Source organism: Corallococcus terminator (genome assembly GCF_049194865.1).
In the GTDB taxonomy this organism is placed as follows: Bacteria; Myxococcota; Myxococcia; order Myxococcales; family Myxococcaceae; genus Myxococcus; species Myxococcus terminator_A.
In genome coordinates this window covers 1-22,288 of sequence record NZ_JBLZWL010000072.1, presented here as the reverse complement: position 1 = coordinate 22,288, position 22,288 = coordinate 1, and the positions used below count along the sequence as shown (strand labels likewise).

General features: G+C 69.1%; 16 protein-coding genes. 12 read left to right on the top strand and 4 right to left on the bottom strand.

All coding sequences use genetic code 11. The features are described 5' to 3' along the window. Nucleotides 1-91 precede the first annotated feature (91 nt). Nucleotides 92-2,914, bottom strand: coding sequence for a tetratricopeptide repeat protein (locus ACN469_RS23455; protein WP_498770974.1), 2,823 nt, complete (start codon nt 2,912-2,914; stop codon nt 92-94). A gap of 407 nt (nt 2,915-3,321) precedes the next feature. On the opposite strand from ACN469_RS23455, the gene ACN469_RS23450 reads away from it, so the two are divergent. The 8 genes from ACN469_RS23450 to ACN469_RS23415 all read left to right on the top strand — a co-directional run bounded on the left by ACN469_RS23450 (nt 3,322) and on the right by ACN469_RS23415 (nt 14,456). Then, nucleotides 3,322-4,509, top strand: coding sequence for a hypothetical protein (locus ACN469_RS23450; protein ID WP_498770973.1), 1,188 nt, complete (start codon nt 3,322-3,324; stop codon nt 4,507-4,509). Between the two features lie 165 nt (nt 4,510-4,674). Next, on the top strand, nt 4,675-6,681 hold the full coding sequence (locus ACN469_RS23445) for a HEAT repeat domain-containing protein (protein WP_498770972.1): 2,007 nt from the start codon (nt 4,675-4,677) through the stop codon (nt 6,679-6,681). A gap of 59 nt (nt 6,682-6,740) precedes the next feature. Further along, nucleotides 6,741-7,850, top strand: coding sequence for a Hint domain-containing protein (locus tag ACN469_RS23440; RefSeq protein WP_498770971.1), 1,110 nt, complete (start codon nt 6,741-6,743; stop codon nt 7,848-7,850). Then, the gene (locus ACN469_RS23435; RefSeq protein WP_498770970.1) at nt 7,847-8,638 is read left to right on the top strand and encodes a hypothetical protein; all 792 of its coding nucleotides are present in this window, start codon (nt 7,847-7,849) and stop codon (nt 8,636-8,638) included. The genes ACN469_RS23440 and ACN469_RS23435 overlap by 4 nt, the downstream gene beginning before the upstream one ends. A gap of 40 nt (nt 8,639-8,678) precedes the next feature. After that, on the top strand, nt 8,679-10,211 hold the full coding sequence (locus tag ACN469_RS23430) for a S8 family serine peptidase (protein ID WP_498770969.1): 1,533 nt from the start codon (nt 8,679-8,681) through the stop codon (nt 10,209-10,211). 38 nt (nt 10,212-10,249) lie between these two features. Continuing rightward, nucleotides 10,250-12,826: an RCC1 domain-containing protein gene (locus ACN469_RS23425; protein ID WP_498770968.1), complete on the top strand. Its 2,577-nt coding sequence runs from the start codon at nt 10,250-10,252 to the stop codon at nt 12,824-12,826. A gap of 170 nt (nt 12,827-12,996) precedes the next feature. Then, nucleotides 12,997-14,304: a sigma 54-interacting transcriptional regulator gene (locus tag ACN469_RS23420; RefSeq protein WP_498770996.1), complete on the top strand. Its 1,308-nt coding sequence runs from the start codon at nt 12,997-12,999 to the stop codon at nt 14,302-14,304. After that, nucleotides 14,301-14,456 carry a hypothetical protein gene (locus ACN469_RS23415; protein WP_498770967.1) on the top strand — a complete coding sequence of 52 codons (156 nt, stop codon included), beginning with the start codon at nt 14,301-14,303 and terminating at the stop codon, nt 14,454-14,456. Before ACN469_RS23420 ends, ACN469_RS23415 begins: the two co-directional genes overlap by 4 nt. A gap of 104 nt (nt 14,457-14,560) precedes the next feature. Here ACN469_RS23415 and ACN469_RS23410 read toward each other — a convergent pair whose 3' ends face one another. The 3 genes from ACN469_RS23410 to ACN469_RS23400 all read right to left on the bottom strand — a co-directional run bounded on the left by ACN469_RS23410 (nt 14,561) and on the right by ACN469_RS23400 (nt 18,632). Continuing rightward, nucleotides 14,561-16,696 carry a MopE-related protein gene (locus tag ACN469_RS23410; protein ID WP_498770966.1) on the bottom strand — a complete coding sequence of 712 codons (2,136 nt, stop codon included), beginning with the start codon at nt 16,694-16,696 and terminating at the stop codon, nt 14,561-14,563. After that, nucleotides 16,693-17,526 (bottom strand): tetratricopeptide repeat protein, encoded by an 834-nt coding sequence (locus tag ACN469_RS23405; RefSeq protein ID WP_498770965.1) that lies wholly within the window; start codon nt 17,524-17,526, stop codon nt 16,693-16,695. Before ACN469_RS23405 ends, ACN469_RS23410 begins: the two co-directional genes overlap by 4 nt. A 137-nt stretch (nt 17,527-17,663) precedes the next feature. Beyond that, entirely contained in the window at nt 17,664-18,632 is a 969-nt protein-coding gene (locus ACN469_RS23400; RefSeq protein ID WP_498770964.1) for a helix-turn-helix transcriptional regulator, read from the bottom strand. A gap of 125 nt (nt 18,633-18,757) precedes the next feature. Between ACN469_RS23400 and ACN469_RS23395 the strand changes: the two genes are divergently transcribed. The 4 genes from ACN469_RS23395 to rseP all read left to right on the top strand — a co-directional run. Then, on the top strand, nt 18,758-19,717 hold the full coding sequence (locus ACN469_RS23395) for an SDR family oxidoreductase (protein ID WP_498770963.1): 960 nt from the start codon (nt 18,758-18,760) through the stop codon (nt 19,715-19,717). Between the two features lie 163 nt (nt 19,718-19,880). Beyond that, entirely contained in the window at nt 19,881-20,672 is a 792-nt protein-coding gene (gene uppS, locus ACN469_RS23390) for a polyprenyl diphosphate synthase (RefSeq protein WP_498770962.1), read from the top strand. Beyond that, on the top strand, nt 20,669-21,499 hold the full coding sequence (locus tag ACN469_RS23385) for a phosphatidate cytidylyltransferase (protein ID WP_498770961.1): 831 nt from the start codon (nt 20,669-20,671) through the stop codon (nt 21,497-21,499). The genes uppS and ACN469_RS23385 overlap by 4 nt, the downstream gene beginning before the upstream one ends. 84 nt (nt 21,500-21,583) lie before the next feature. Then, nucleotides 21,584-22,288, top strand: a 705-nt coding sequence (gene rseP, locus ACN469_RS23380) for an RIP metalloprotease RseP (protein ID WP_498770960.1), incomplete at its 3' end; no start/stop codon positions are given.

The following is a 22,288-nucleotide window of genomic DNA, read 5'->3' as shown; positions in this document are numbered from 1 at the left end:
CGAGGCCGGTGCCACGGTCATCCGGTTGCCGACTCATGTCCCAGCAGGGAGCAAGGGTGTCCACGCCATCGCAGAGGTCCGCGACCGTCGCTCAGGGCTTGAACGTGGCGTGCTGCTTCAGCCACTGGGAGGCCCGCTCCGCGTCCGCCTTTCGGTCCACGCGGCTCCAGTAGTCGCGGGCCTGGGTGGCCAGCTCGATGGCGCGCGCCCTGTCTCCGTGGGAGTCCCAGAGCGCGCGTGCCAGCGGGAATTGAACCCGCGCCCTCTCATTGATCAAGGTCAGCTTCAGGGCGTCCTCGAGGAAAGGCACGGCCTCTGCGGGCTTGCCCTCGGCCAGACAGAGCCGGCCCATCCCCAAGAGGGGCCACAGGCGCCCCAGATCGTCCGGCGCCAGGACCTTGTCCTGAAAGGCCATGGCGCGCGTGAACTTCTCCCGTGCCTCCGCGTGGCGACCCAGCTCCACCAGCGCCTCGCCTTGGTCAGTGAGCGCCCAGGCGACGAGCGGGCTCTCGGGGCCCAGCAGCTTCAGGTTCAGCTCCAGCACGCGCGTGTAGGCCTCGAGCGCCTCCTCGGCTCTCCCCATGTCGCGGAGCACGTGGCCTCGCGCGCCGATCGAGTCGGCCACGGACGGATGCTCGGAGCCCAGCACCTTCTGCTTCAGCGCCAGGGCGCGCGCCTGGGCCTCGAGCGCCTCCTCGAACCGGCCCATCTCCTGGAGCGTGGTGCCAAGGTCTCTGAGGGACTCGGCCACCCGTGGGTGCTCCGGGCCCAATACCTTCTTCCGCAGCTCCAGCGAGAGGGTATGGGCCTCGAGCGCCTCGTCCACCCGGCCCATGCTCTGGAACAGCAGGCCCAGGTTGTGGAGCGTGGAGGCCACCTCCCAGTGCTCGGGGCCCCACACCTTCTTCCTCAGCGCCAGGGCGTGCTCGAACGCCTGCCGTGCCTGCTCGTGCTTGCCAACGGCCATGAGGATGGTGCCCTCGCTGTTGGAGGCAAAGGCGCGGATGCGGTCATCGTCCGCCAGCTCCACCATGCTCTGCGCCATGGGCACCATCTGCAGCGCGTCGTGCGGCCGCCTCAGGCGGTTGCCCGTCACCCAGACCAGGGAGTTCGAGGCCTGGGCCAGCGTATAGGCGTCCCTGCCACGGGCCGCCACCTCCATGGACTCGCGCAGGCCTTCCACGGTGGCTCGGTAGTCGCCTGTCCCTTCTCTCATCCAGGCCACGAGGTAGAGGATCTGAGCCTCCAGCGAAGCGTGGCCTGCCGCCTTCACCTGAGGGAGCAGGGAGTCCGCCAGCGCGAGCCCCTCCTGGACGCGGTGGGTATCCAGCAGCACCCGCAAGGAGTCGACCTGCTGCTGGAGCGCCTCCACCTTCCCGCGCACCACCGGGTCCTCCGGCGGCGGCACCGCGGCGGTGAGCGCCTTGGCGTCCTCGCAGTACTCCAGCGGCGGCAGGGCCTGCACCGCCTCCACCGCCTTGCTCACCAGGGGTGTGTCTGGACTCTGGGACAACAGCTCGGTGAGCGCGCGCAGCTGGCCGCGCCTGCGCTCCAGGCAGGCCTCCTCCAGCATCAGCAGCCCCGAGTTCTTCGGGCGCCCCTCCTGGCTCGCGCTCAGGCACAGCGCGGTGCGCTGCCTCACCCAGGCTCCCGCATAGGCCTCCAGCCCCTGCACCACCCGCTCGGCGGTGGCCCGAGCGTAGGGTGCCCCCGTGGCGACCAGCCCCTGCTCCAGCCGGGCCCTGACCGCCGCATCCCAGACTCCGCTCAGCCGCAGCTCCATGCGACCGCACACCTGCTCCTGCGGGCGAGCCCACACCCACAAGGCCAGCCCCGCCGCCGCCCCCACCGCGCCGACCAGGGCCCAGCGCGAGGGCCTCGCCCGCCGCTTCTTCTCCGGGTCGTCCGCCAGCGCGTGCAGCAGCGCCTTCATGGAGGAGGGACGCTTCGCCGAATCGGTGCTCAGCCCCTGGAGGAGCGTGCGCGTCACCCACGCGGGGACCTGGGAGTCCTCCGGCGGCTCCACCCTGTCCGCGCGCTGAGCCGCGCGCAGTTCCGCCACGGTGTTGCCCTGGAAGGGGAGCTGGCCGTACAGCCCCTCATAGAGGGACACGCAGAAGGCATACAGGTCGCTGCGCGCGTCTCCCCGTTGGCCTCGGAACTGCTCGTCCGCCATGTAGCTCGGCGTCCCCATCCACTGGCTCGAGCGCGTGGTCAGCGCCACGGCCGGCTGCGCGGGGAGGAGTTGCGCGGGGACTTCGCGCGGCTCGTCCACCGAGGCGGACTCGAGCCAGGCCAGGCCGAAGTCCGTCACCCGTGCCCGCCCGTCCTGGCCCACCAGCACATTGTCCGGCTTGAAGTCATGGTGGATGAGGCCCGCTTCGTGGGCGGCGGCCAGCCCCTGTCCTGCTGCCAGGTACTGCGCCAGCACCTCGGCCCACGAGCGCCCCTGCTGCCAGCGGCGCAGCGTCTGCCCCTCCACGTATTCCATGGCGATGAAGAGCGCGCCGTCCTCCAGGGTCCCCGCGTCGTACACCGCCACCACCTGGGGGTGGCTCAGGCGGGCCATCGCCTGCGCCTCGCGCACGAACCGGGCCTGCTCTTCGTCGCGGCGGCTCTCTCCTCCGCTCCAGGGTCGCAGCAGCTTGAGCGCCACGCGCCGATCCAGCCGCGCGTCATACACGCTCAGGACGACTCCCATGCTGCCCTGGCCCAGCGTGCCCAGCACCGTATAGCGACCCAGCAGCGTGTAGCCGGGCTCGAGGGGTGGAGCCTTCGTGGGCTCCCCTTCATAAGGCCAGGTGGTGGGCCCCCCGTCCTCGAGCCTGGGCAGCGGCTCCCCGTCGCGGGAAGGGACCTCCTCGGCATGCCCGCCGTCAGAGGCCTTCTCCTTCTCCCAATGCTCGCTCCTCATTGCCGCCTCTCCCCGTACATGCTGCCCCCTCCAGCCCGGTCGGCGGCGTGGCGCGGATACTACTGGATCCAGGCGCAGGGACCGATGACGGGTGGTAACCGGTGTTACCAGGGCGCGGCTTTGACACGCGAGAGACCCGTGCCTGGAGCGCGCTCCACGGGGGCTCATCCACGCGTCCGCCGCGTTCAGGGCCGCTGGTGTGTCGAGGCGCTGGAAACGGGTGTGATCACGCCGAGGGCCCTCCCTGGGCACACGCGTTATCAGTGATAACAATCGTTACCAGGGCTCTGGAAGAAGCCAACCCCAGGAAATCAAAGGGCTCTGCGGAAATAGAGCCATCCCAGCGAGGGTGGCGCGCTGCGTGCACAAGGGCCGCGCGCCGTAACCATTCGCTGGAGAGGCTCACCATGATGAAGGCAGCATCCAAGGCCCTGGCAATCCTGGCGCTCACTGCGTCCACCTTCGCGTCCGCGCAGGATTACCAGGACACCACGCCGTATGTCGTCGACTCGGCGAAGTACCCGTACACGCTCTATCCGTCCAACACCCAGCTGGACGACAAGACTCCGTGGGAGACGCCGGTCCTCCCGTTCAACCCGAGCAGCACCTATACGCCGCCGGAGCAGGACGCCGTCGTCCAGGGCGAGTCGGTGCTGCTCAACGCGCCCGTCTATCTCGACATGAATGACGGCATGAGGCACCTGCAGTACGGCCAGGCCACCATTCCGGAGGCCGCCACGCAGAACGTGCCGCCGCCGACGGAGACGGTGCCGCCGCAGGAGCTGTCCGGGCTGCGCTCCGCGGAGCAGGGGGCGGCGCTCACCGGGCCCGTCACCAAGAGCTACCAGCGCACCGAGCAGTTCGGTAACAACATCTTCGGCGCTGGCTACAACGTCAGCGCGGCCATCACCGCGACGCCCGCCACCGGCACCGCGGCGAAGAAGCAGGAGGCGCTCACCGAGGGCCGGGTCCACGGCACCGCCTTCAACATCCAGAAGGAGCTGGTGCGCGGTCGCGCCACCGTTTGCGGGCAGCAGGGCGGCTGCAACAGCGGCAACGCGGCGCTGTACGCCATGAGCGCGATGATCTGGAGCACCAGCCTCGCCGGCAACTTCGCGCCGACCCCGATCAACTGGAGCCGGTCCTTCTTCTCCGTGTCCAAGACGTTCATGGTCGGCCCCGTCCCGCTCACCGTGAAGGCCTCGCTGACGGGCGGCGTGACGATGCGCGTGAATGGCCAGGTGAACCCCCTGGTCGCCGCGCTCACCGGCGCCGCGGGCGGCTTCGCCAACGTGGTGGCCTCCGCCGCGGTGAACGTCGCCATCGCCAGCTTTGGCGTGACCGGCACCCTGCGGCTGATCAACGCCACGGTGGAAGCCCTGGCCAGCCTCGACTGGAACTTCTGCATGGCTTCCTGGAAGCTCAAGGCGACCCTCAACCTGAACGCGCTCTCGGGCACGCTGACGGGGTTCGTGAAGATCAAGCTCCTGTTCTTCAAGAAGACCTGGAACGTCACCATCGCGAACTGGTCCGGCATCGTGAGGAGCGTCGTCCTGTACAACGCCTCCGGCTCCATCTCGGCCTCGGGCTGCTAGCCGGGCTGACCCCGCCACCGCGCCGCCGCGCCCCGGAGGCGCTGGCCGCGCGCGGGGCGGGGTGACCGGGCGCTGGCTCCTCGGCTGAGAAATCGGCCGAGGAGACCGTGCCCGCCCTTCCAACCAGAACTGAAGCGGCCAGGGCCGCTGACTCGGGAGTTTCCCATGCGGAAGTCGGGGAAGTCGGTGAACGTGGGCGGCAAGCCCTTCAGCAAGGTCCTCGGGGTGGGGCTCCCCCTCCTCCTCGTGAGCCTGCTGGGGCTCTGGGCGGGGGCTTCCCGGTCCGCAGCGGTGGCCCCCTCGGAGACGTCTCGGTCCCCCCAGGCCGCTCCCGCGGTGGCGGGCTTGTCGACGCAGTCCCAGGGCGTGTCTCCCGGGCACCCAGCGGGGACGCGGGCGTGGATCCCCGGGGTGCTCTACCGCTACGCCCTGAACGCCGAGCAGAAGATCTCCTTCCGCCCCGCCCAGCCTGGCGCGCAGGTGCTGCCCGGCATGAGGTTCATCCTCCGGGGCGAGTGGACCGTGGGGATCGTCTCCGCGGAGGCCGAGCGCGTCGACGCGCGGGTGAGCCTGCAGCTCTCCTCGCTGACGGTGGAGGTCGGCGACAATGGCCCTGTCGCCCCCGACGTCCAGCAAAACCTTGCCACGGCGTTGCAGGTCCCCTTCTTCCTCACGCACGACAAGAGCGGTCGGGTGACGCTCACGCACTTCGAGCAGGTGGCCGACCCGCTCGTGCGAGGCATCCTCCGGTCCATCGTGGCGAGCTCCCAGTTCGTCGTGGTCGGAGCGCCGGGCGCCACCTGGAAGGCGGAGGAGTTTGACACCACGGGGCGGTACAGCGCCGGGTACCAGCGCCTGGAGCCGAGCCGCTTCGAGAAGCGCAAGCTGTCCTACTCCCACGTGGCTTTCCCTCAGGGGATCGAGCCGCTGGGCGGGCAGGTCCGCATCGACGTGAGCGCCCGAAGCACCTTCGCGCTGGCGCAGGATCTCTGGACGAGCTCGCTCGATGCCCAGGAGCGGGTGGAGGTGGAGGCGGGCCAGACCATGCCCCCCACCACCTATGAGTCCTCTCTGAGCCTGAGCCTGCTGGAGCGCCGCGTGGACCCGACGTTGATTGGCGCATTCGTGGCGCGCCGGGCCTGGCTGAGCTCCGCCGCCATGTCCGCCTTCCAGGGCATGGAGCAGGACCCGATGGATCAGTACCGCCAGGTGCTGGGCGGCAAGGACTTCGACACGCTGGTCAAGGAGCTGCGCGCGCTCCCGGGGGAGCCCACGGCTCGTGACGAGGCGCGCTCCATTGCCCTGGAGCGGCTGCGCGCGCTCTTCATGCTCCACCCCTCCGAGGCCGCGAAGGTCCCCGACATCATCCGCGCGGGCATGGATCCGCTCGCGGCCAGCCCCATGCTCGGCGCGCTCTCCGCGGCCAGCACCCGCGAGGCCATTCAGGCCCTGGCGGAGGTCACGGGGGATCGCTCCATCCCCCATGACATCCGCATGGACTCGGTGGCCGCGCTGGGCGTGGCGAAGGATCCCACGGCGGAGGGCCTCGAGGCCCTTCGCGGCGTGGCGGGCGAAGAGGACGGGATGCTGCGCGACACGGCCAGGCTGGCGCTCGGCAACGCCGCGGCCCAGCTGACCGACACCGACCCCAAGGGCGCGGAGGACCTGGTCGGCGAGCTCACCCGCGACTACCGCTCCGCCTCCACCGCGGAGGCGCGGGCGGGGGCGCTCAACAGCCTGGGCAACACCCGCTCGCCGAGCGCGCTCGCCACGCTGGAGGACGCGCTCGGGTCGCAGGATCCCCGGGTGCGCCAGGCCGCGCTCAATGCGCTGCGCATCATCCAGGATCCTCGCGCTGACCAGCTCCTCGCCAGGCACCTGCTCAAGGATCCGGCCCCGGAGGTCCGCCAGGCCGCCGTCTTCGCCAGCAACTTCCGGCCCCTGGCGCCCCTGCTGCCCGCCCTGGCGCAGGCGCTGCGCATGGACCCCGCGGACGGGGTGAGGAACGAGGTGATCCACCTGCTGGGAGATCAGCGGGCCCTGGTGCCCGAGGCCCTGCCCTTGTTGGCCTGGGCCAGCCAGCACGACGCGAACCCGGACCTCCGGCGGGCGGCCGCGGTCTTCGTCAACACGCCCACGACGAGCAACTCCACTCCGCTCGCCTCGCCGTAACGAACACTCACCGGCTTCCCGCGCCGCATGGCGCGGCATGAACAAGCAAGGACATCCCGATGTCGCGAAAGATCTGGGGGGCCATGGCCCTGGTGGTGGTGGCGATGGTGTTGCCAGCACAGGTGCAGGCGCAGCCGCTCCTGCTGGGCCGATGCACCGTCGACAACGTGTCGACGAGTGACGCGGCGAAGCTGCGAGTCGAGTGGGCTCGCAAGTGCGCGCTGAACCAGAACGTCGGGCACCCGGCGGCCGCGTTCAACACGGGCCTGAGCTCCGCGAGCGGTGGGACGCTGAAGGACTATCTGGACTCGGACCTGAATCGGAACCCGGCGGGGGAGGGCTCGTTCGCGGGCTCGAACTTCCAGGTGAACAACGCGGCCATGTTCGCTCTCTATAACGCGGGCCCCACCTACCAGGCGCTGGACACCGACGGCTACCTGCAGTGGTCACGCGACTCGTGGCGGAGGAAGGGACGCCCGCTCTACCCCACCTTCGGCACGACGCCCGACATCGCCGATGGGGACAACCTCCAGCTCTTCCCTCACAAGGAGCTGGCGAACTGCAGGCTCTACTTCGACAAGGAGAGCACCCAGCCGGCCTTCACCGCCTTCCATGTGAACGGCTACTGCGAGTCGGCCTGCTACACCGCCGAGCAGAAGATCCTCTTCGCCGACGGCGACCTCCCCATCCGTGAGGCGATGGAGGCGCTGCGTGAGGATCTGATCACGCTGACGCCGGACTCCACGTTCGATGCTCTCCAGCTCCAGCCGAACCTCACCTACAGCTACACGCGAGAGCTCCGGGACGCGGAGCACACGCTCTCCGTCATCACCGCCCGGTCTGGCGGTCAGCTCCGCCTCACCCTCGAGCACCCGGTCATCACCGGCGAGGGCCGCATCGTGCAGGCGCAGACCCTCAAGGTGGGCGACGCGCTGGTGAAGGCCGACGGCACCCTGGATCCCATCGTGGACATCCAGAAGGCCACCTTCTTCGGCAAGGTCTACAACCTCGCGCCGGTGACGACAGATCGGGTGTCCAACATCCTCGTGGCCCAGGGCTACCTGGTGGGCTCCGTGCGGTTCCAGAACGACGAGGTGGGCTACCTCAACCGCATCATCCTCTACCGGAGCATTCCCGCCGACGTGCTCCCCCAGGTGGAGAGCCCATGAAGCGCCCGCTCTACCCGTTCGTCATCGCAGGGCTCGCGGGGCTGGTGCTCATCATCGCCTCGGCGCTCGACGGCGCGGAGGACGCTGCCCCCGTGACGGCGGCTTTGGCGCAGGTCTCTCCCGCGCCAACCCCGCTGGCTCGTGACACGGCGCCGGAGCCCACCCCCGCGCCTCGCCCGTCCCCCCTGTCCGCGGCACCGGCGGCAGCTCCGGGAGACGACGGGGAGCCCGGCGAGTTCACCACCACCACCGACCGGGTCAAGGCGGAGATCTTCAAGACGGAGCCGGAGCTGGCTCGGTTCGACTCCTTCCGCGAGCATGTCCTCCTCGACTCCAACGGCCGCGAGGACTACGAGGCGCTGCTCGCCGACACGCGGATGTATGAGCAGTTGCGCCGGGCGCTGAGCGCCTCGACGGAGGCCGAGGAGACGCTGGAGTCCAGCTTCAAGCGCCTGATGCGGATCGACTACCTGCGCGAGGCGCTGGCCTGGAGGCAGAACCCGGCGCGCGCGCAGCTGGTGTCCACGGTCGAGCGCATCATCCTGGAGGACTCGTTCACCGCGGAGCTGTCGCCGGGCGCCAGTCGCTCGATGGCCGCGACCCGGATGGAGCTCTTCGAAATCTTCGCGGCTCAAGAGCCCGAGAGAGCGGGTGCCCTGGTCGCGGCCGCGAAGGGGACGCCGCTCGAGAAGCTGGTGCGGCACTTCGCCGCGCGCAACCAGCGTCGACTCGTGAAGGAGCGGGAGCTGAGCGTTCAAGCACAGGCGCGCCGTGGCGTGACGCCCTGATGGGCCGCGCCGCCAACTCATCGGTTGAAAGGGAGAGCAGATGCGAAGCGTGAAGAGCTTGAGCAGGTTTATCACCCTGGGCCTCGTCCTGGCCTCGGTGGGGGTGCTCGCCGCGCCGCCTCAGAAGTCAGGGCCGGGCCGGTTGATGCGGGCCGACAACCCCGTGACGGGCGAGTACCTGGTGGTGCTGAAGGAGAAGCCCGGGCGCGGTCTGTCGAGCATGGCGGCGAAGGCGGGCGCGCTGGCCAGGCAGTACGGTGCGCGCGTCCTCACCACCCACGAGACCGCCTTCCGTGGCTTCCTCGTCTCCGCCAGCGAGGAGCAGGCCCAGGCGCTCACCGAGGATCCTCGGGTGGACTACGTCCTGGAGAATGGCATCGTCCAGCCCTCGGGCGTCCAGAGCCCCGCGGACTGGAACCTGGATCGGATAGACCAGGAGGCCCGCCCGCTGGACAACAGCTACCTGGCCGAGGACGCGACGGGCGTCAACGTCTACGTCATCGACTCGGGCATCCGGGCGTCACACCTGGAGTTCGAGGGGCGCGCCCAGGTCGTGTTCAACGCCGTCCCCAACCAGACCGGGGATGACGTCACCGGGCATGGCACCGCCGTCGCGGGGATCATCGGTGGCAAGACGCATGGCGTCGCCAAGAAGGTCAACCTTCGCGCGGTGAAAGCGTTCAACGAGTTCGGGACGACCGTGGATCGCCTGGTGACGGCGCTGGAGTGGGTGGCGAACAACGCCGTCACGCCGGCCATCGTCAACCTGAGCTTCACCGCCGCGAGCGAGATCCCGGCGATCGATGCCGCCGTGGATGTCGTCGCGATGAACCCCGGGCTCGTCGTGGTGATCGCGGCGGGCAACGCGAACATCGACGCCTGCGGCTGTTCGCCGGCCCGCCTCGAGCCGGATGCGGTCCACCCCTTCCGGACGCGCATCATCACGGTGGGCGCGATCGACGAGAGCCAGGCGCGCTGGGTGGGCGTCACCAACGCGTCCAACAAGGGAGGGTGTCTGGACCTCTGGGCTCCGGGCGCGAACCTCCGCTCCGTGAGCTCGACCAGTGACACGGACTCGACCTTCTTCCCGCTCGAGGGGACCTCCTTCGCCGCGCCACACGTGAGCGGCGTGGCGGCCGTCCTGCTGGCCAACGGCGTCGCTCCCGCCGACATCCCCGCGCGACTGATCAACGACGCGAGCGTGGGGCAGGTGGAGCTGGACTTCGGTGACACGAGCTCACCCAACCGGTTGTTGTACAAGCGCCCTCACGCCACGCCCCTTGTCAACGGCGCGGGCGTGAGCGTGTCCGACGTCACGGGCGGCCGGCGGAACTTCAAGCTGGACGTCCCCGCGGGCCGGCCCTCGGTGACGTTCTCCATCTCCGGGGGCACCGGGGACGCGGACCTCTACATCCGCCACGGCCAGTTCCCGGAGCTGCACGCCTACCAGTGCCGTCCGCTGCGCAAGGGCAACAACGAGACCTGCGTGGTGAACAACCCCGCGGGGGGCACCTGGCTCATCCAACTGGGAGCCTTCTCCACCTACACCACCACCTTGAAGGGCCAGTACTGATGAGGACCCAAGCGATGAAGAGCTGGAACGTGTTGTGGATGTCGACCCTTGCACTCGTGGTGGCGTGTGGTGTTCCCGCCGGCGAGGACGTGAGCGTGTCGGACGTGACGCTGGCCACCCAGGAGTCGGCGCTGTGCGTGGGGGTGAGCTTCGACTCGCTCGAGGTGGAGGGGATGAGTTCCTTCGGGGGAGAGCTGGCGGGAGCAGGCTCCTGGGTGGTGGGCAACGGCGCCAACGCGGTGTACCTGGAGTACACCGTGGACGGCGCGGACCACGGCTTCGATGAGCGCGTGGGAGAGCAGGGGGAGTGGTTCTTCAGCGAGGCCGCGGCCGGACTCGGCTGTGGGGTGCATTCCTTCGTGGTGAAGGCCTCCCCCATGGTCATCGACAGCAATGGCAACCGCTCCAAATGCGGCATCTCCCGGGAGGTGCTCCGCAACTTCGTCCAGTTCTGCCAGAGCGTGAGCCCGGGCGTCTCCCACACGCTGGAGGTGAAGTCGGACGGCAACGTGTGGGCCTGGGGCTACAACTACTCTGGCCAACTGGGCAATGGGCAGCGGACCCAGCGTAACGCGCCGACGCGGGTGAGGGGCTTGAGCCATGTCGTCTCCGCTTCGGCCGGAGCGGAACACTCGGTGGCGGTGACAGAGGACGGGAGCGTGTGGACGTGGGGCTCCAACTATTACGGCCAGCTCGGAGACGGCACCACCACGATGCGCGCGGTGCCTGTGCAGGTGCCGGAGCTGAGCGACGTCGTCGCGGTGGCAGCCGCCGGCTCGCGGACGGTGGCGCTGAAGGCGGATGGGACCGTGTGGACCTGGGGGATCAACTCCTCGGGAGAGCTCGGGAATGGGACCACCACCAACAGCTTGTCTCCCATCCAGGTGCCCAACCTCAGCGGTGTCACCAGCATCGCCGCGGGCTTGTGGCACACGTTGGCGGTGAAGAAGGACGGAAGCGCCTGGAGCTGGGGGAACAACGCCTACGGACAGCTCGGGGACGGGACCGCCCTCAACAGGTTGAGGCCCGTGCTGGTGGCGAGCCTCAGCGGCGTCCGCGCGCTCTCCGGAGGCGTCGTCCACACGGTCGCCCTGAAGTGGGACGGCACGGCGTGGAGCTGGGGCTACAACAGCGCCGGTCAGTTGGGCAACGGGACGACCACCAACAGCTCCCTCCCGGTGCAGGTGGCAGTGCTCACCCAAGCCGTCGAGATTGACGCGGGCGGTTATCACAACCTGGCCAAGCGGCAGGATGGCACCTTGTTTGCCTGGGGCGACAACTTCTACGGCGCGCTGGGCACCGGGAACACCACCAGCAGCTCCGTGCCGGTGCAGGTCCCGCTCGCGGGGGTGCGCACGTTCGGTGCGGGCTATTACTCCTCCGTGGCCGAGCGGAAGAAGGTGATCATCACCCAGGTGCACACCCTGTTTGCGTGGGGCTACAACGCCAATGGCGAGCTCGGTGATGGGACCACCACCCAGCGCTCCTCCCCCACGGCCGTCGTGGTCAGCGGGATCGTGAAGACCGCTGGCGGCAATGCTCACTCGGTGGCCCTGGGGCGCGGTGGAGCGGTATGGACCTGGGGCTCCAATGGCTATGGCCAGTTGGGCAACGGGACGACCACCTCCGTCGTCACGCCCACGCAGCTCCCGGTCCTGAGCGGGGTCATCGATGTGGCGGCGGGGGTCAACCACACGGTGGCGCTGAGCTCGGAAGGCACCGTGGCCGCCTGGGGCTCCAATTCCTATGGCCAAATCGGCAACGGGACGAACGCCAACCAGCTCACACCGCAGTCCGTGCCGGAGCTGGACGGCGTCACCGCCATCGCCGCGGGCTCCACGCACACGGTGGCGCTGAAGGCGGACGGCACCGTGTGGGCCTGGGGCTCCAACCTCTACGGCCAGCTCGGAGACGGGACCTTCACCCATCGCTCCTCGCCGGTGCAGGTGCCGTTCCTCGAGAATGTCGTCTCCATCGCCGCGGGCCACTTCCACACGGTGGCGGTGAAGGCGGATGGCACCCTGTGGGTCTGGGGCTACGGCCCCCTAGGGCAGTTGGGCCTCGGGACGACCACCAACCGCTCCGTGCCGGTGCAGGTCTCCGGACTCGGTCATGTCCTCGCCATCGCCGCGGGCGGCTACCACACGGTGGCGCTGCTGGCGAGCGGCCAGGTGTGGACCTGGGGTTACAACTCCTCCGGCCAGATCGGCGATGCGACGACCACCCAGCGCAACTCGCCGGTGCAGGTCCCCGGCCTCAACAATGTCATCGCGCTCGCCGCGGGTGGTTACTCCACGGCGGTGTTGAAGCGGGACGGCACGGTGTGGGCCTTTGGCTACAACTACAACGGCCAGCTCGGAGATGGGACGACGACCTCGCGCAGCTCACCCACCGCGACGCTCCTGAGCTCTGTCGTGGACCTCTCCTCGGGCGGCAGCCACATGATGGGGCTGCGCAAGGACGCCTTCGTCCGGGCCTGCGGCTACAACGCCACCGGCCAGCTCGGCGACGGGACGACCACCCAGCGCCCGACGCCGGTGCTCGTGACGAACCTCCCAGGTGATGGGAGCATCACCTTCCCCGGGGGAGGTGGCGTCGGCCTGGTCAGTCCCTGAGGCTCCGACGGAGGGGCTCCTGGCTCGCCGCGCCGTCGAGCGAGCCAGGAGACGACCCTCGCAAAACTGGGATTTCAGCTTGGAGGATGTTTTCTTGGGTCGGCTCCGGGTGGTAGCGTCCCCCACTACCAGTGGTGCCGGCCCCGGATGACAAGAGCCCGTCGTCGATGATGAGCACGACCCCCGATCCGGAGGTCCTGCTGCCCATGCTTCGAAGGAAGCTCGTCATCCTGTCGGGGAGCGACGCCGGCCGCAGCTTCCCGCTCCAGGTCCGGAGCTACCGGCTGGGGACGGATCCGGCGTGTGACATCGTCCTGAACGACCGGACCGTCTCCCGGCAGCACTTGTCTCTGGAGGTGAGAGAGGATCGGGTGCTGGCGCGGGACCTGGGGTCTCGCAACGGCTCGTTCTGCGAGCGCATGCGCTTCCGGGAGCTGGAGCTGCGCATGGGCGCCATCGTCAGGCTGGGCGCCACCGAGCTGAAGGTCGTCCCCAAGGAGGTGCGCGAGCACATCATCCCGCTCTCGTCGGACACCCGGTTCGGGGGGCTGGTGGGGGGCAGCCGGAGGATGCGCGAGGTCTTCACGCTGCTGCAGCGGCTGGCGGCGGGGGACGCGGACGTCCTCATCCAAGGAGAGACGGGGACGGGCAAGGAGCTGTGCGCGGCGGGCATCCACGCGGCCAGCCCGCGCAGCCGGGGGCCGTTCAGCATCGTGGATGTCGCGGGCATCACCCCGTCGCTGGTGGAGTCCGAGCTCTTCGGCCACGTGAAGGGCGCGTTCACCGGAGCCCACTCGGAGCGGCCTGGGGCCTTCGAGCAGGCGGATGGAGGCACTGTCTTCCTGGACGAGGTGGGGGAGCTGCCGCTGGAGATCCAGCCGCGCCTGCTGCGAGTGCTGGAGGGGCGCCAGGTGAAGCGGGTGGGCGCCAACGAGTACCGCACCGTGAACGTGCGGGTGGTGGCGGCGACGCACAGGGATCTGGAGGCGGACGTCAAGGAGGGCCGGTTCCGCGAGGATCTGTTCCACCGGCTCGCGGTGCTGCGGGTGACGCTGCCGCCGCTGCGCGAGCGCCCCGAGGACATCCCGCTGCTGGTGGACACGATGCTGGAGCGGCTGGGCCGGCCGCCCAGCGCGCTGTCCGAGCAGACGCGGGCCTTGCTGGAGCAGTACCCGTGGCCCGGCAACGTGCGCGAGCTGCGCAACGTGGTCCAGCGCGTGGTGAACCTGGGAGAGCAGGCGCTGCCGGAGATGTCTGCCTCGGAGGGGGCGCGCTTCACCAGCGCCGAGCTGGAGATGCCCTTCAAGGAGGCCAAGGAGCGCCTCATCGATGGCTTCGAGCGCGACTACCTCAAGAACCTGCTGGAGCGCTGCGGGGGCAACATCTCACGGGCCTCACGTGAAGCGGGCCTCGCGCGGCTCTATGTGCGCAAGCTGCTCAAGAAGTACGGGCTGCACGCGAGCCAGGATTCGGAGTGACGCAGGGGGCGCTGCTCGTCTGTGGCCGTGAGCCGCTCCGGCTCCCGGTGGACCCGAAGGGCGGGCTGTGCCTGAGCCTCTTCGGGGTCGCCGAGGCCAGCGCCCGCGAGCGCATGGCCGGCATCGGCGCGCGATGGACGTTCTGCTGGTGAGGCAATAAGGCCCACTCCACTGCACTGGTATAGCGACTCTCTCTTTGTGCGTGCCACGAGGCGTGCCGGGATGGTTGGTCTTGGCGTAGTGGGCGCCTCGGGGTTCACTGGGGCCAGGAGGGCCAGTGGAGGATGCGCCCACTGTTGCCCACGACCCAGAGGTCATCGGGGCCCGTGCCTGTGATGTCGTTGAGGCGTGTTCCGCCCGTGGAGTGGATCTGCTGCCAGGAGGCGCCCGTGTAACGATAGATGTGTCCGCTCGCGCAGGTCGCATAGGCGGACGCCGCGCCAAAGGCGATGACCGAGGTCAGGTCGTGCGCGTTGGGGAACTGCAACTTGAACCAACTCCCCAGGGACCATTGCAAGACGGTGCCGGAATCCCCCACGGCGAAGGCCACCTGGCTGTTCGCCACCCAGATTCCTCGGAGTGTGTCGAGGTCGGGGGCGACGTCCTCCACGGCTTCGGTCAGCCACCAGCCGCTGCCCGGGTCGCGGCGATAGATGCGCGCGCCCGTCGCTGGGCCTCCAGCGAGGAAGAGGGTGTCCACCGTCGCTCCATGCACGTCGTAGACATAGTGGATGTTGTTATCGACGGGGTTGTACGTCGGAGCTCCGACTTCGTTCCACGCGAACGCCGCGCCTTCATTCGAGGACATGCTGTCGGTCGCGCCATAGAGCGAGAGGCTGCTGTTGTGCCGCACTCCCACCATGCCGTGGACCCACAGACCGTCGTGATATTGCAGGACACAGGTCGTCGCCGCGGCGTCTTGCCGGGCTTTCCTCCCATCGATGGAGCCGAGCCACGCACGACCCGAGTTCGGGTCTGCCCAGACGCTGGTCCACAAGGACTCCGCCGCGCCACACACGACGCTCGAGAAGACCGCGAACGTCCCCAGCCCGGGGTTTAGACGCGCCAGGGTGTTGTCGCTGCCGCCAACCCAGACGCCACCCCGAGCCCAGGAAGAGGCGGAGAGCCACCGCTGGGAACTGGTGCCCACCGTGTTTCCAGCCCATGAGGGAGCAACGCCTCCAGGGCAGACGCTCTGGGGCTCCTTCTGTCCGTCGCAGTTGTTGTCGAGGTCGTCACACAGCTCCGGCGCGCCAGGATGGGTGAAGGGGTTCCCATCGTTGCAATCCGAGCTGTTGGCGACGTACGCGCCCTCGGGTTTCACGCAGGACTGGACGACGCTATTCTCGCGACCGAAGCCGTCACCATCCCCGTCTGGATACCAGAGGGCGGCCACCGATGACGCCATGCACTTCACCGCTGTCCTGGAGCCGTCGCACTGGATCGTTCCCTGGCACTGGAACGCATCCGTGCACGCCGTGTTGAGCGTGGGGAAGCTCTCGTCCATCACCCCGTCGCAGTTGTTGTCCACGCCATCGCAGAGGTCGGGGTTCCCTGGGCGGATGTTGGAGTTCGTGTCGTCGCAGTCATCCGGAGCGCCGTTGGTGTAGCCGTCGGGGGTGATGCCGCAGACGGCGAGGGGAGTAGAGCCCGACTTCCCGTGGCCGTCCCGGTCGTCATCCCGATACACGTTCCTGCTGGAGGGGGTGTCGCAGTACTGGATGCGGTCCGCCAGGTTACAGCGAAAGACGCCCGTGCAGCCCGTCGACGTCGAGCAGTCCTGTCCCAACTGGAAGTGGGCCGTGTCACCAATGCCGTCACAGTTGTCGTCCACCTCGTTGCACAGCTCCGCCGCGCCGGGGTTGATAGCGGGCAGGTCATCGCGACAATCCGTGCCACCCGCGCTCACGGCGATGTACCCATCCTGGTCCGCATCCACGCCCTGCATGCGGAGCGTGACGGGGACCACCTCCTCGTAGGTCACGGTGACATTCTCGATGATGACGCCGAGGAGGTTCCCCGTGCAGCTCCCCGCGAAGGCACGGGACTCCACTTGAAGGTCAGGCCCCCAGCCCTTGGAGGGAAACACGGCCACCCGAAGGGTGGCGCCACTGCTTGCTGGGAGGGCTTCCCGCGAGAACTCCATCGAGAGGGCCTCATCGCTCGAGCCATTCCGCGCACTGACGCGAACACAGCCGGGGGTGAAGCCTTCGAAGGACAGGGTGAGGTTGACGTGTCGACAGGCGAAGTTGTCGCCGAGCACGGCATCAGCGGGCCGTCCCTCGAACACCGCGTTGAGGTTGGGCCGCTCATCGCAGGCGTACAGCTCATCGAGGCTCGGTACGGTGCAGGCCGTGGTGAACAACAGACACAAGAGGGCAGGGCGCATCATGGATGCACTTCCTCGTTCTCGGGCGTGGAGCCGGTGAAATAGGTGATGACCGCGCCCGCGACCGAGGTGACCGCGACGCCGAACAGGACATTGGCGACGAGGGCCTGGCCCCGAGCCGAGTCCAGATGCTCGCGCTGTGCGTCGACCACGGAGGCCTTGCGGGCATCCTGGATGTTTCCCTGGGAGCGAAGTCCGAAGTAGCTCCCGAGTCCGCCCGCCGCGAGTCCCGCCCCCGCGAGGACCATCGAGATGGGGCGGAGCCGAGACCGCCGTCCGCTCGTAGGCTCCGCGCGCAACCCCGCTGCTTCATCAGTTGCATGGACTGGCACCAGGGTCAGCTCGGGGACTTCCTGGGTGGGACGCGCCGGGCGGTCCGAGAGAGGAGCCTCCGTCTCCGTCTCCGGCGTCGCGACGGAAGCAGTGCCGCTCTCGCTCCCGGGCGTGGTTCGCGCACGGGCCCGCGCCACCTCCCGGCGCACGTTCTCGAAGTCGCGTTGCACCTTGGGGGACACCTTCACGGGAAGCGAGGCCAGGGGGCGCAGCGTCAATCCCTGACGGAAGGCCACGAGGGCCTTGGGGCGCTGGCCCAGGTCCGCCAGCACCAGGCCTTCGTAGATCAACGCGTCGGCGCGTTCGTCCTCGGTCCTCGCCAGGACCTTGGCATCCGCGAGCGCGAGCAATGCCTGTTCGTATTCCAGCTCCTCGTAGAGCCGGGCCGCGTCGCGCAGTCGCCCCTGAAAGGCATCGGACGCGGTGGCAATCCGCGTCGCCCGCGCGCCGACGGGCTGCGCTGTGGCCTCTCCTCCGACGAGGACAAGTGTGAGACTCATCAGTGTCAGGACACCGATGAGCCTCGGGAATACGGGCTTGTTCATGCTTGACCACGCTAGCATGTCTTCCTTCGAGATGACTGTGTCGACGGAAGGCCTTGCGAGGACCGTCGGCGGAAGATTGCAGGCGCGTCTGTCTACGTTCGCGGATGCGCCGCGAGAATCGTCGTTGCCAGGCTCACCATGCGGGTTCGCAGCGGCACGGGCTCCACCACCTCGAAGCCACTTCCCACCTCACACAGCTGACCCAGCGCGATGGACTCCCGCTCGAAGTCCACGACGACAGTCTTTCGCCCGTCCTCCACTGGCCCCGCGTCGAACCGTGGCGCGTCCGTGGGAGGGCGAATCCGTCGCAAGGCAGCCTCCGCGTCCACCGTGATTCGCAGCGTCACTTCATACATGGCCCGCTTCTCCGCGAAGCGCGCGCACCACTCGCGCCAGAACGCGGGGAGGTCGAAGCGCGCGGGCCGCTCGAAGGTCTCCGCGCGTTGCCTCGCGCCTTCGATTCGCGAGCCCCGGTACACGCGCTCTCCCTTCTCCGTTCCCGCGACCAGGTACCAGCGGTCCGCCTTGAGCACGAGCGCATACGGGTCCACTTCGCGCCGGCCGCGCTTCCCGTCGAAGTCCCGATACGTCAACGACACCTTCCGGTTCAGCCACGCCGCCTCACGCAGCACCTCCAGATAGGGCACCGCCTCCCGCTCCGTGAACCAGCCGGACGCATCCACGTGCAGCCGCTGCCGCGCGTACTCCAGCGCGGGCTGCTGCAACACGGGCAGCGCCGCCGCCAGCTTCACCAGCCCGCTGCTCAGCGGCGCGGACAGCCCCAGGTCGCTCAGTCTTCCGGGCGTCGCGCTCATCGCGGCCAGCGCCTGCAGCTCCGCGCGCGTCAGTCCCGTGAGCTGCGTCTTCCACCCGTCGAGGAGCGCGACGCCTCCCGCCGAGCCTCGCGTCGCGTACACCGGCACGCCCGAGGCGGACAGCGCGTCGAGGTCCCGGTGGATGGTCCGCTCGGAGACCTGGAGCTCGCGGGCGAGCTCGCCCGCCGTCCGCTTCGGACGGGTCTGCAACAACATCATCAGGCTGACGAGTCGGTCGGCGCGCATGTCGAAAACCCCACCGCGCACTGTACGCGGGCCATCATGACAACAGATGTCATGATTGCCTCCGTAGGGTGTTCCCATCACCGGCAAGCAACCACCCCACCTCCGCCGGTCCGAGGAGAGACACCATGAAGAAGCCACTCGAAGGACGCATCGCCCTGGTCGCCGGGGCCACGCGCGGCGCGGGGAGGGGCATCGCGACGAGGCTCGGCGAGGCCGGCGCCACCGTGTACTGCACGGGCCGCAGCGTGCGCGGCCGTCCCGCCTCCGGTCCCCAGCGGCCGGAGACCCTGGAAGAAACCGCCGAGCAGGTCACCGCGCTGGGCGGGCAGGGCATCGCCATCCGGTGCGACCACACTGTCACGGAGGAGGTCGCCGCCCTGTGCGAGCGCATCCAGAAGGAGCAGGGGAGGCTCGACATCCTGGTGAACGACATCTGGGGCTGCGACGGCATCTCCGAGTTCGGCGTGCCCTTCTGGAAGCAGTCCCCCGACCACGCGCGCACCATGCTGGAGCGCGCCGTGCTCACCCACATCATCACCAGCCGCCACGCCGTGCCCCTCATGCTCCAGCAGGAGCGAGGCCTCGTCGTCGAAATCACCGACGGCGACCACTTCGGCTACCGGGGCAGCCTCACCTACGACGTCGTGAAGATGAGCGTCATCCGGCTGGCCTTCGCCATGTCGCGGGACCTGCGCCGCACCCGCGTCACCGCGCTCGCCGTGACGCCCGGCTTCCTGCGCTCCGAGGAGATGCTGGAGAGCTTCGGCGTCACCGAGGTGAACTGGCGCGACGGCGCCAAAGTCGAGCCGGACTTCATCGCCTCCGAATCCCCGGCATATGTCGGCCGCGCCATCGCCGCGCTCGCCGCCGACCCGAACGTCGCCGCCAAGGCCGGCGCCGTCCACAGCTCCTGGGCCCTGGCCCGCGAGTACGGCTTCACCGACCTGGACGGCTCCCAGCCCCACTGGGCCGACCACTTCGAGCGCACCTACCGCACGCCCTACCGCGTCGCCGACGCCGCCGCCTACGCCTCGTGGCACCACAGCCCCATCGACATCGTCCGCCCCAACTGGCCCCTCGACTGAGCCACCTCGCCCCGCACCCAGGGGAAAACCTACCCGGGCCTACATGGCCTGGGTGTCCCGGGCCGCTCGCCCCGGGCAGGCGACCGACCAGGGGGCTCGGGCGACGGTTGGGCCACGCGCTCGTGGACGCGGCGCGGCGCCGCCGGTAGGGTGCGCGGCTCGAATGGAACGCCCCCTAGTGGTTTCCGCCCTCGAAAATCAGGTCAAGGCCCGGCCCGTGCCGCGCCACGTGGGCATCATCATGGATGGCAACGGTCGGTGGGCGGAGTCGCGGGGTCTGGACCGGCTGGAAGGTCACCGCGAGGGCAGCTCCAGTGTGCGCGAGGTGACCCGCACCGCCCGCCGCGTGGGCATCCAGGCTCTGACTCTCTACGCCTTTTCCTCACAGAACTGGGCCCGCCCCGCGGAGGAGGTCGCCGGGCTGATGGACCTCCTGCGCGACTACCTGGAGCGCGAGCGGGCCGAAATCCTCGACAACGGCATCCGCCTCAACGCGGTGGGTGACGTGGGGCGCCTGCCCCGGTTCGTTCGCGATCCGCTGGACAGGCTCATCACCGACTCGGCGCACAACACCGGCATGGTGCTGTCGCTGGCGCTGTCCTACGGCGGCCGGGAGGAGATCCTCCACGCCGCCAGCCGGATGGCGGAGGCCATCTCCCGGGGCGAGCTGTTGGCGGACCGGGTGGAACAGGCCGACTTCGAAGCCTTCTTGTGGACGAACGGGCTGCCCCCGCTGGACCTGGTGGTGCGCACCAGCGGCGAGCAGCGCGTGTCCAACTTCCTGCTCTGGCAGATGGCGTACGCGGAACTGTGCTTCACCGACGCCCTCTGGCCGGACTTCCGCACCGACGAGTTTCTCCGCTGCGTGTCTCAGTACCAGCAGCGAGAGCGGCGCTTCGGTCTCACTTCCGCCCAAGTCAAGCGGGAGGACACCCCCCAGCGGGCCAAGGCGTGAACGACAAGAACAAGAACCTCGTCGTGCGCATCGTGACGGCGCTGACGCTGCTGCCGCTCGTGGTGCTGCTGCTCTTCCTCGGTGGTGTGTGGAGCGCGGGCCTGTTGGGCCTCGCCGCCGCCGCGTGCGTGGGGGAGTACTACCTCATCGTCCAGAAGCGGCTGAACGCCGCCGCCTGGGTGGGCATGGCCTTCGCCGCGGTGATGCCGTTCCTGCCGCTCAAGGACGCCGCGCGCACGGGAGAGACGGCCTTCTGGCTCACCGTCGTCTTCTCGTTCTTCGCGTGGATCTTCCACCTGTTCAAGGGCCCGCTCGCCGAGGCCCCCACGCGCACGGCCCACCTGGTCAACGGCTTCCTGTACGGCGCCGTGGGCCTCACCGCCCTGTCCGCGCTGCGGCTGCTCCCGGACCACGGCCTGGCGTGGGTCATCTGCGCGCTGGTGATTACGTGGGCCAACGACACCGCCGCCTACTTCTTCGGCCGCTTCCTGGGGCGCCACAAGCTGTACCCCGAGGTGAGCCCGAACAAGACGTGGGAGGGCTTCTTCGGCGGCATGCTCGGCTCGGTGGGCGGCATGTTCATCGCCCGGGGCGGCTTCTTCCCCGTCTTCACCGTGTGGGACTGCGTGCTCCTGGGAATCGCCGGCGGCCTGCTCGGTCCGGTGGGCGACCTGTGCGAGTCCATGCTCAAGCGCGCCTACGGCGTGAAGGACTCGGGATTCCTCATCCCCGGGCACGGCGGGGTGTTGGACCGCATCGACGCGCTGCTCTTCAACGCCCCCCTGGTGTTCGTCTACGTGCAGTTCGTGCGCGGCTACTTGCCATAGAATCGTGAGATTTCGCTCGCCAGCCTGGCTGGCGGGCCCGGATGTGCGTTGTCCGTCCGGGGGCTCACGATTACTGTTGCCGCCATGCCCTCACTTCAGAACCTGGGGTTCTTCATCCTCCTGCTTGGCGTGCTCGTGACAGTGCACGAGCTCGGCCATTTCCTCGTGGCGAAAGCCTGCGGGGTGAAGGTCCTCAAGTTCTCCATCGGCTTCGGGCCCAAGCTCATCGGCTTCGTGAAGGGCGAGACGGAGTATCAAATCGCCATCCTGCCCCTGGGCGGCTTCGTGAAGATGGCGGGGGACCTGCCCCACGAGGAGCTCAGCCCGGATGAAGCCAAGCGCGGCTTCCTGGCGCAGCCCCCCTGGAAGCGCGGCCTCATCGTCCTGGCCGGGCCCGCCTTCAACCTCATCTTTCCCGTCATCGTCTATTTCTTCGTGTTCCTCGGCCCGCACCAGGCGACGTCCACCCTGGTGGGCTACGTGGAGCCCGGAATGCCCGCCGCCGCCGCCGGCATGCGCCCTGGAGACCGGGTGCTGTCCGTGGAGGGCGAGTCGGTGCGCACCTTCGACGACATGCGGGACACCTTCGTCGGGCGCTTCGAGCGGCCGATTCCCATCGTCGTGGAGCGCGATGGCCAGCCGGTGACGTTGACGGTGAAGCCCATCAAGAACACGGAGACGTCGCCCATCGACACGGTGGAGCGGGGCCTCATCGGCGTGCTGCCGCTGGCCAAGCCGCCGCTGGTGGGCGTGCCCCCGGGCTCCGTGGCGGAGACCGCCGGGCTGCGG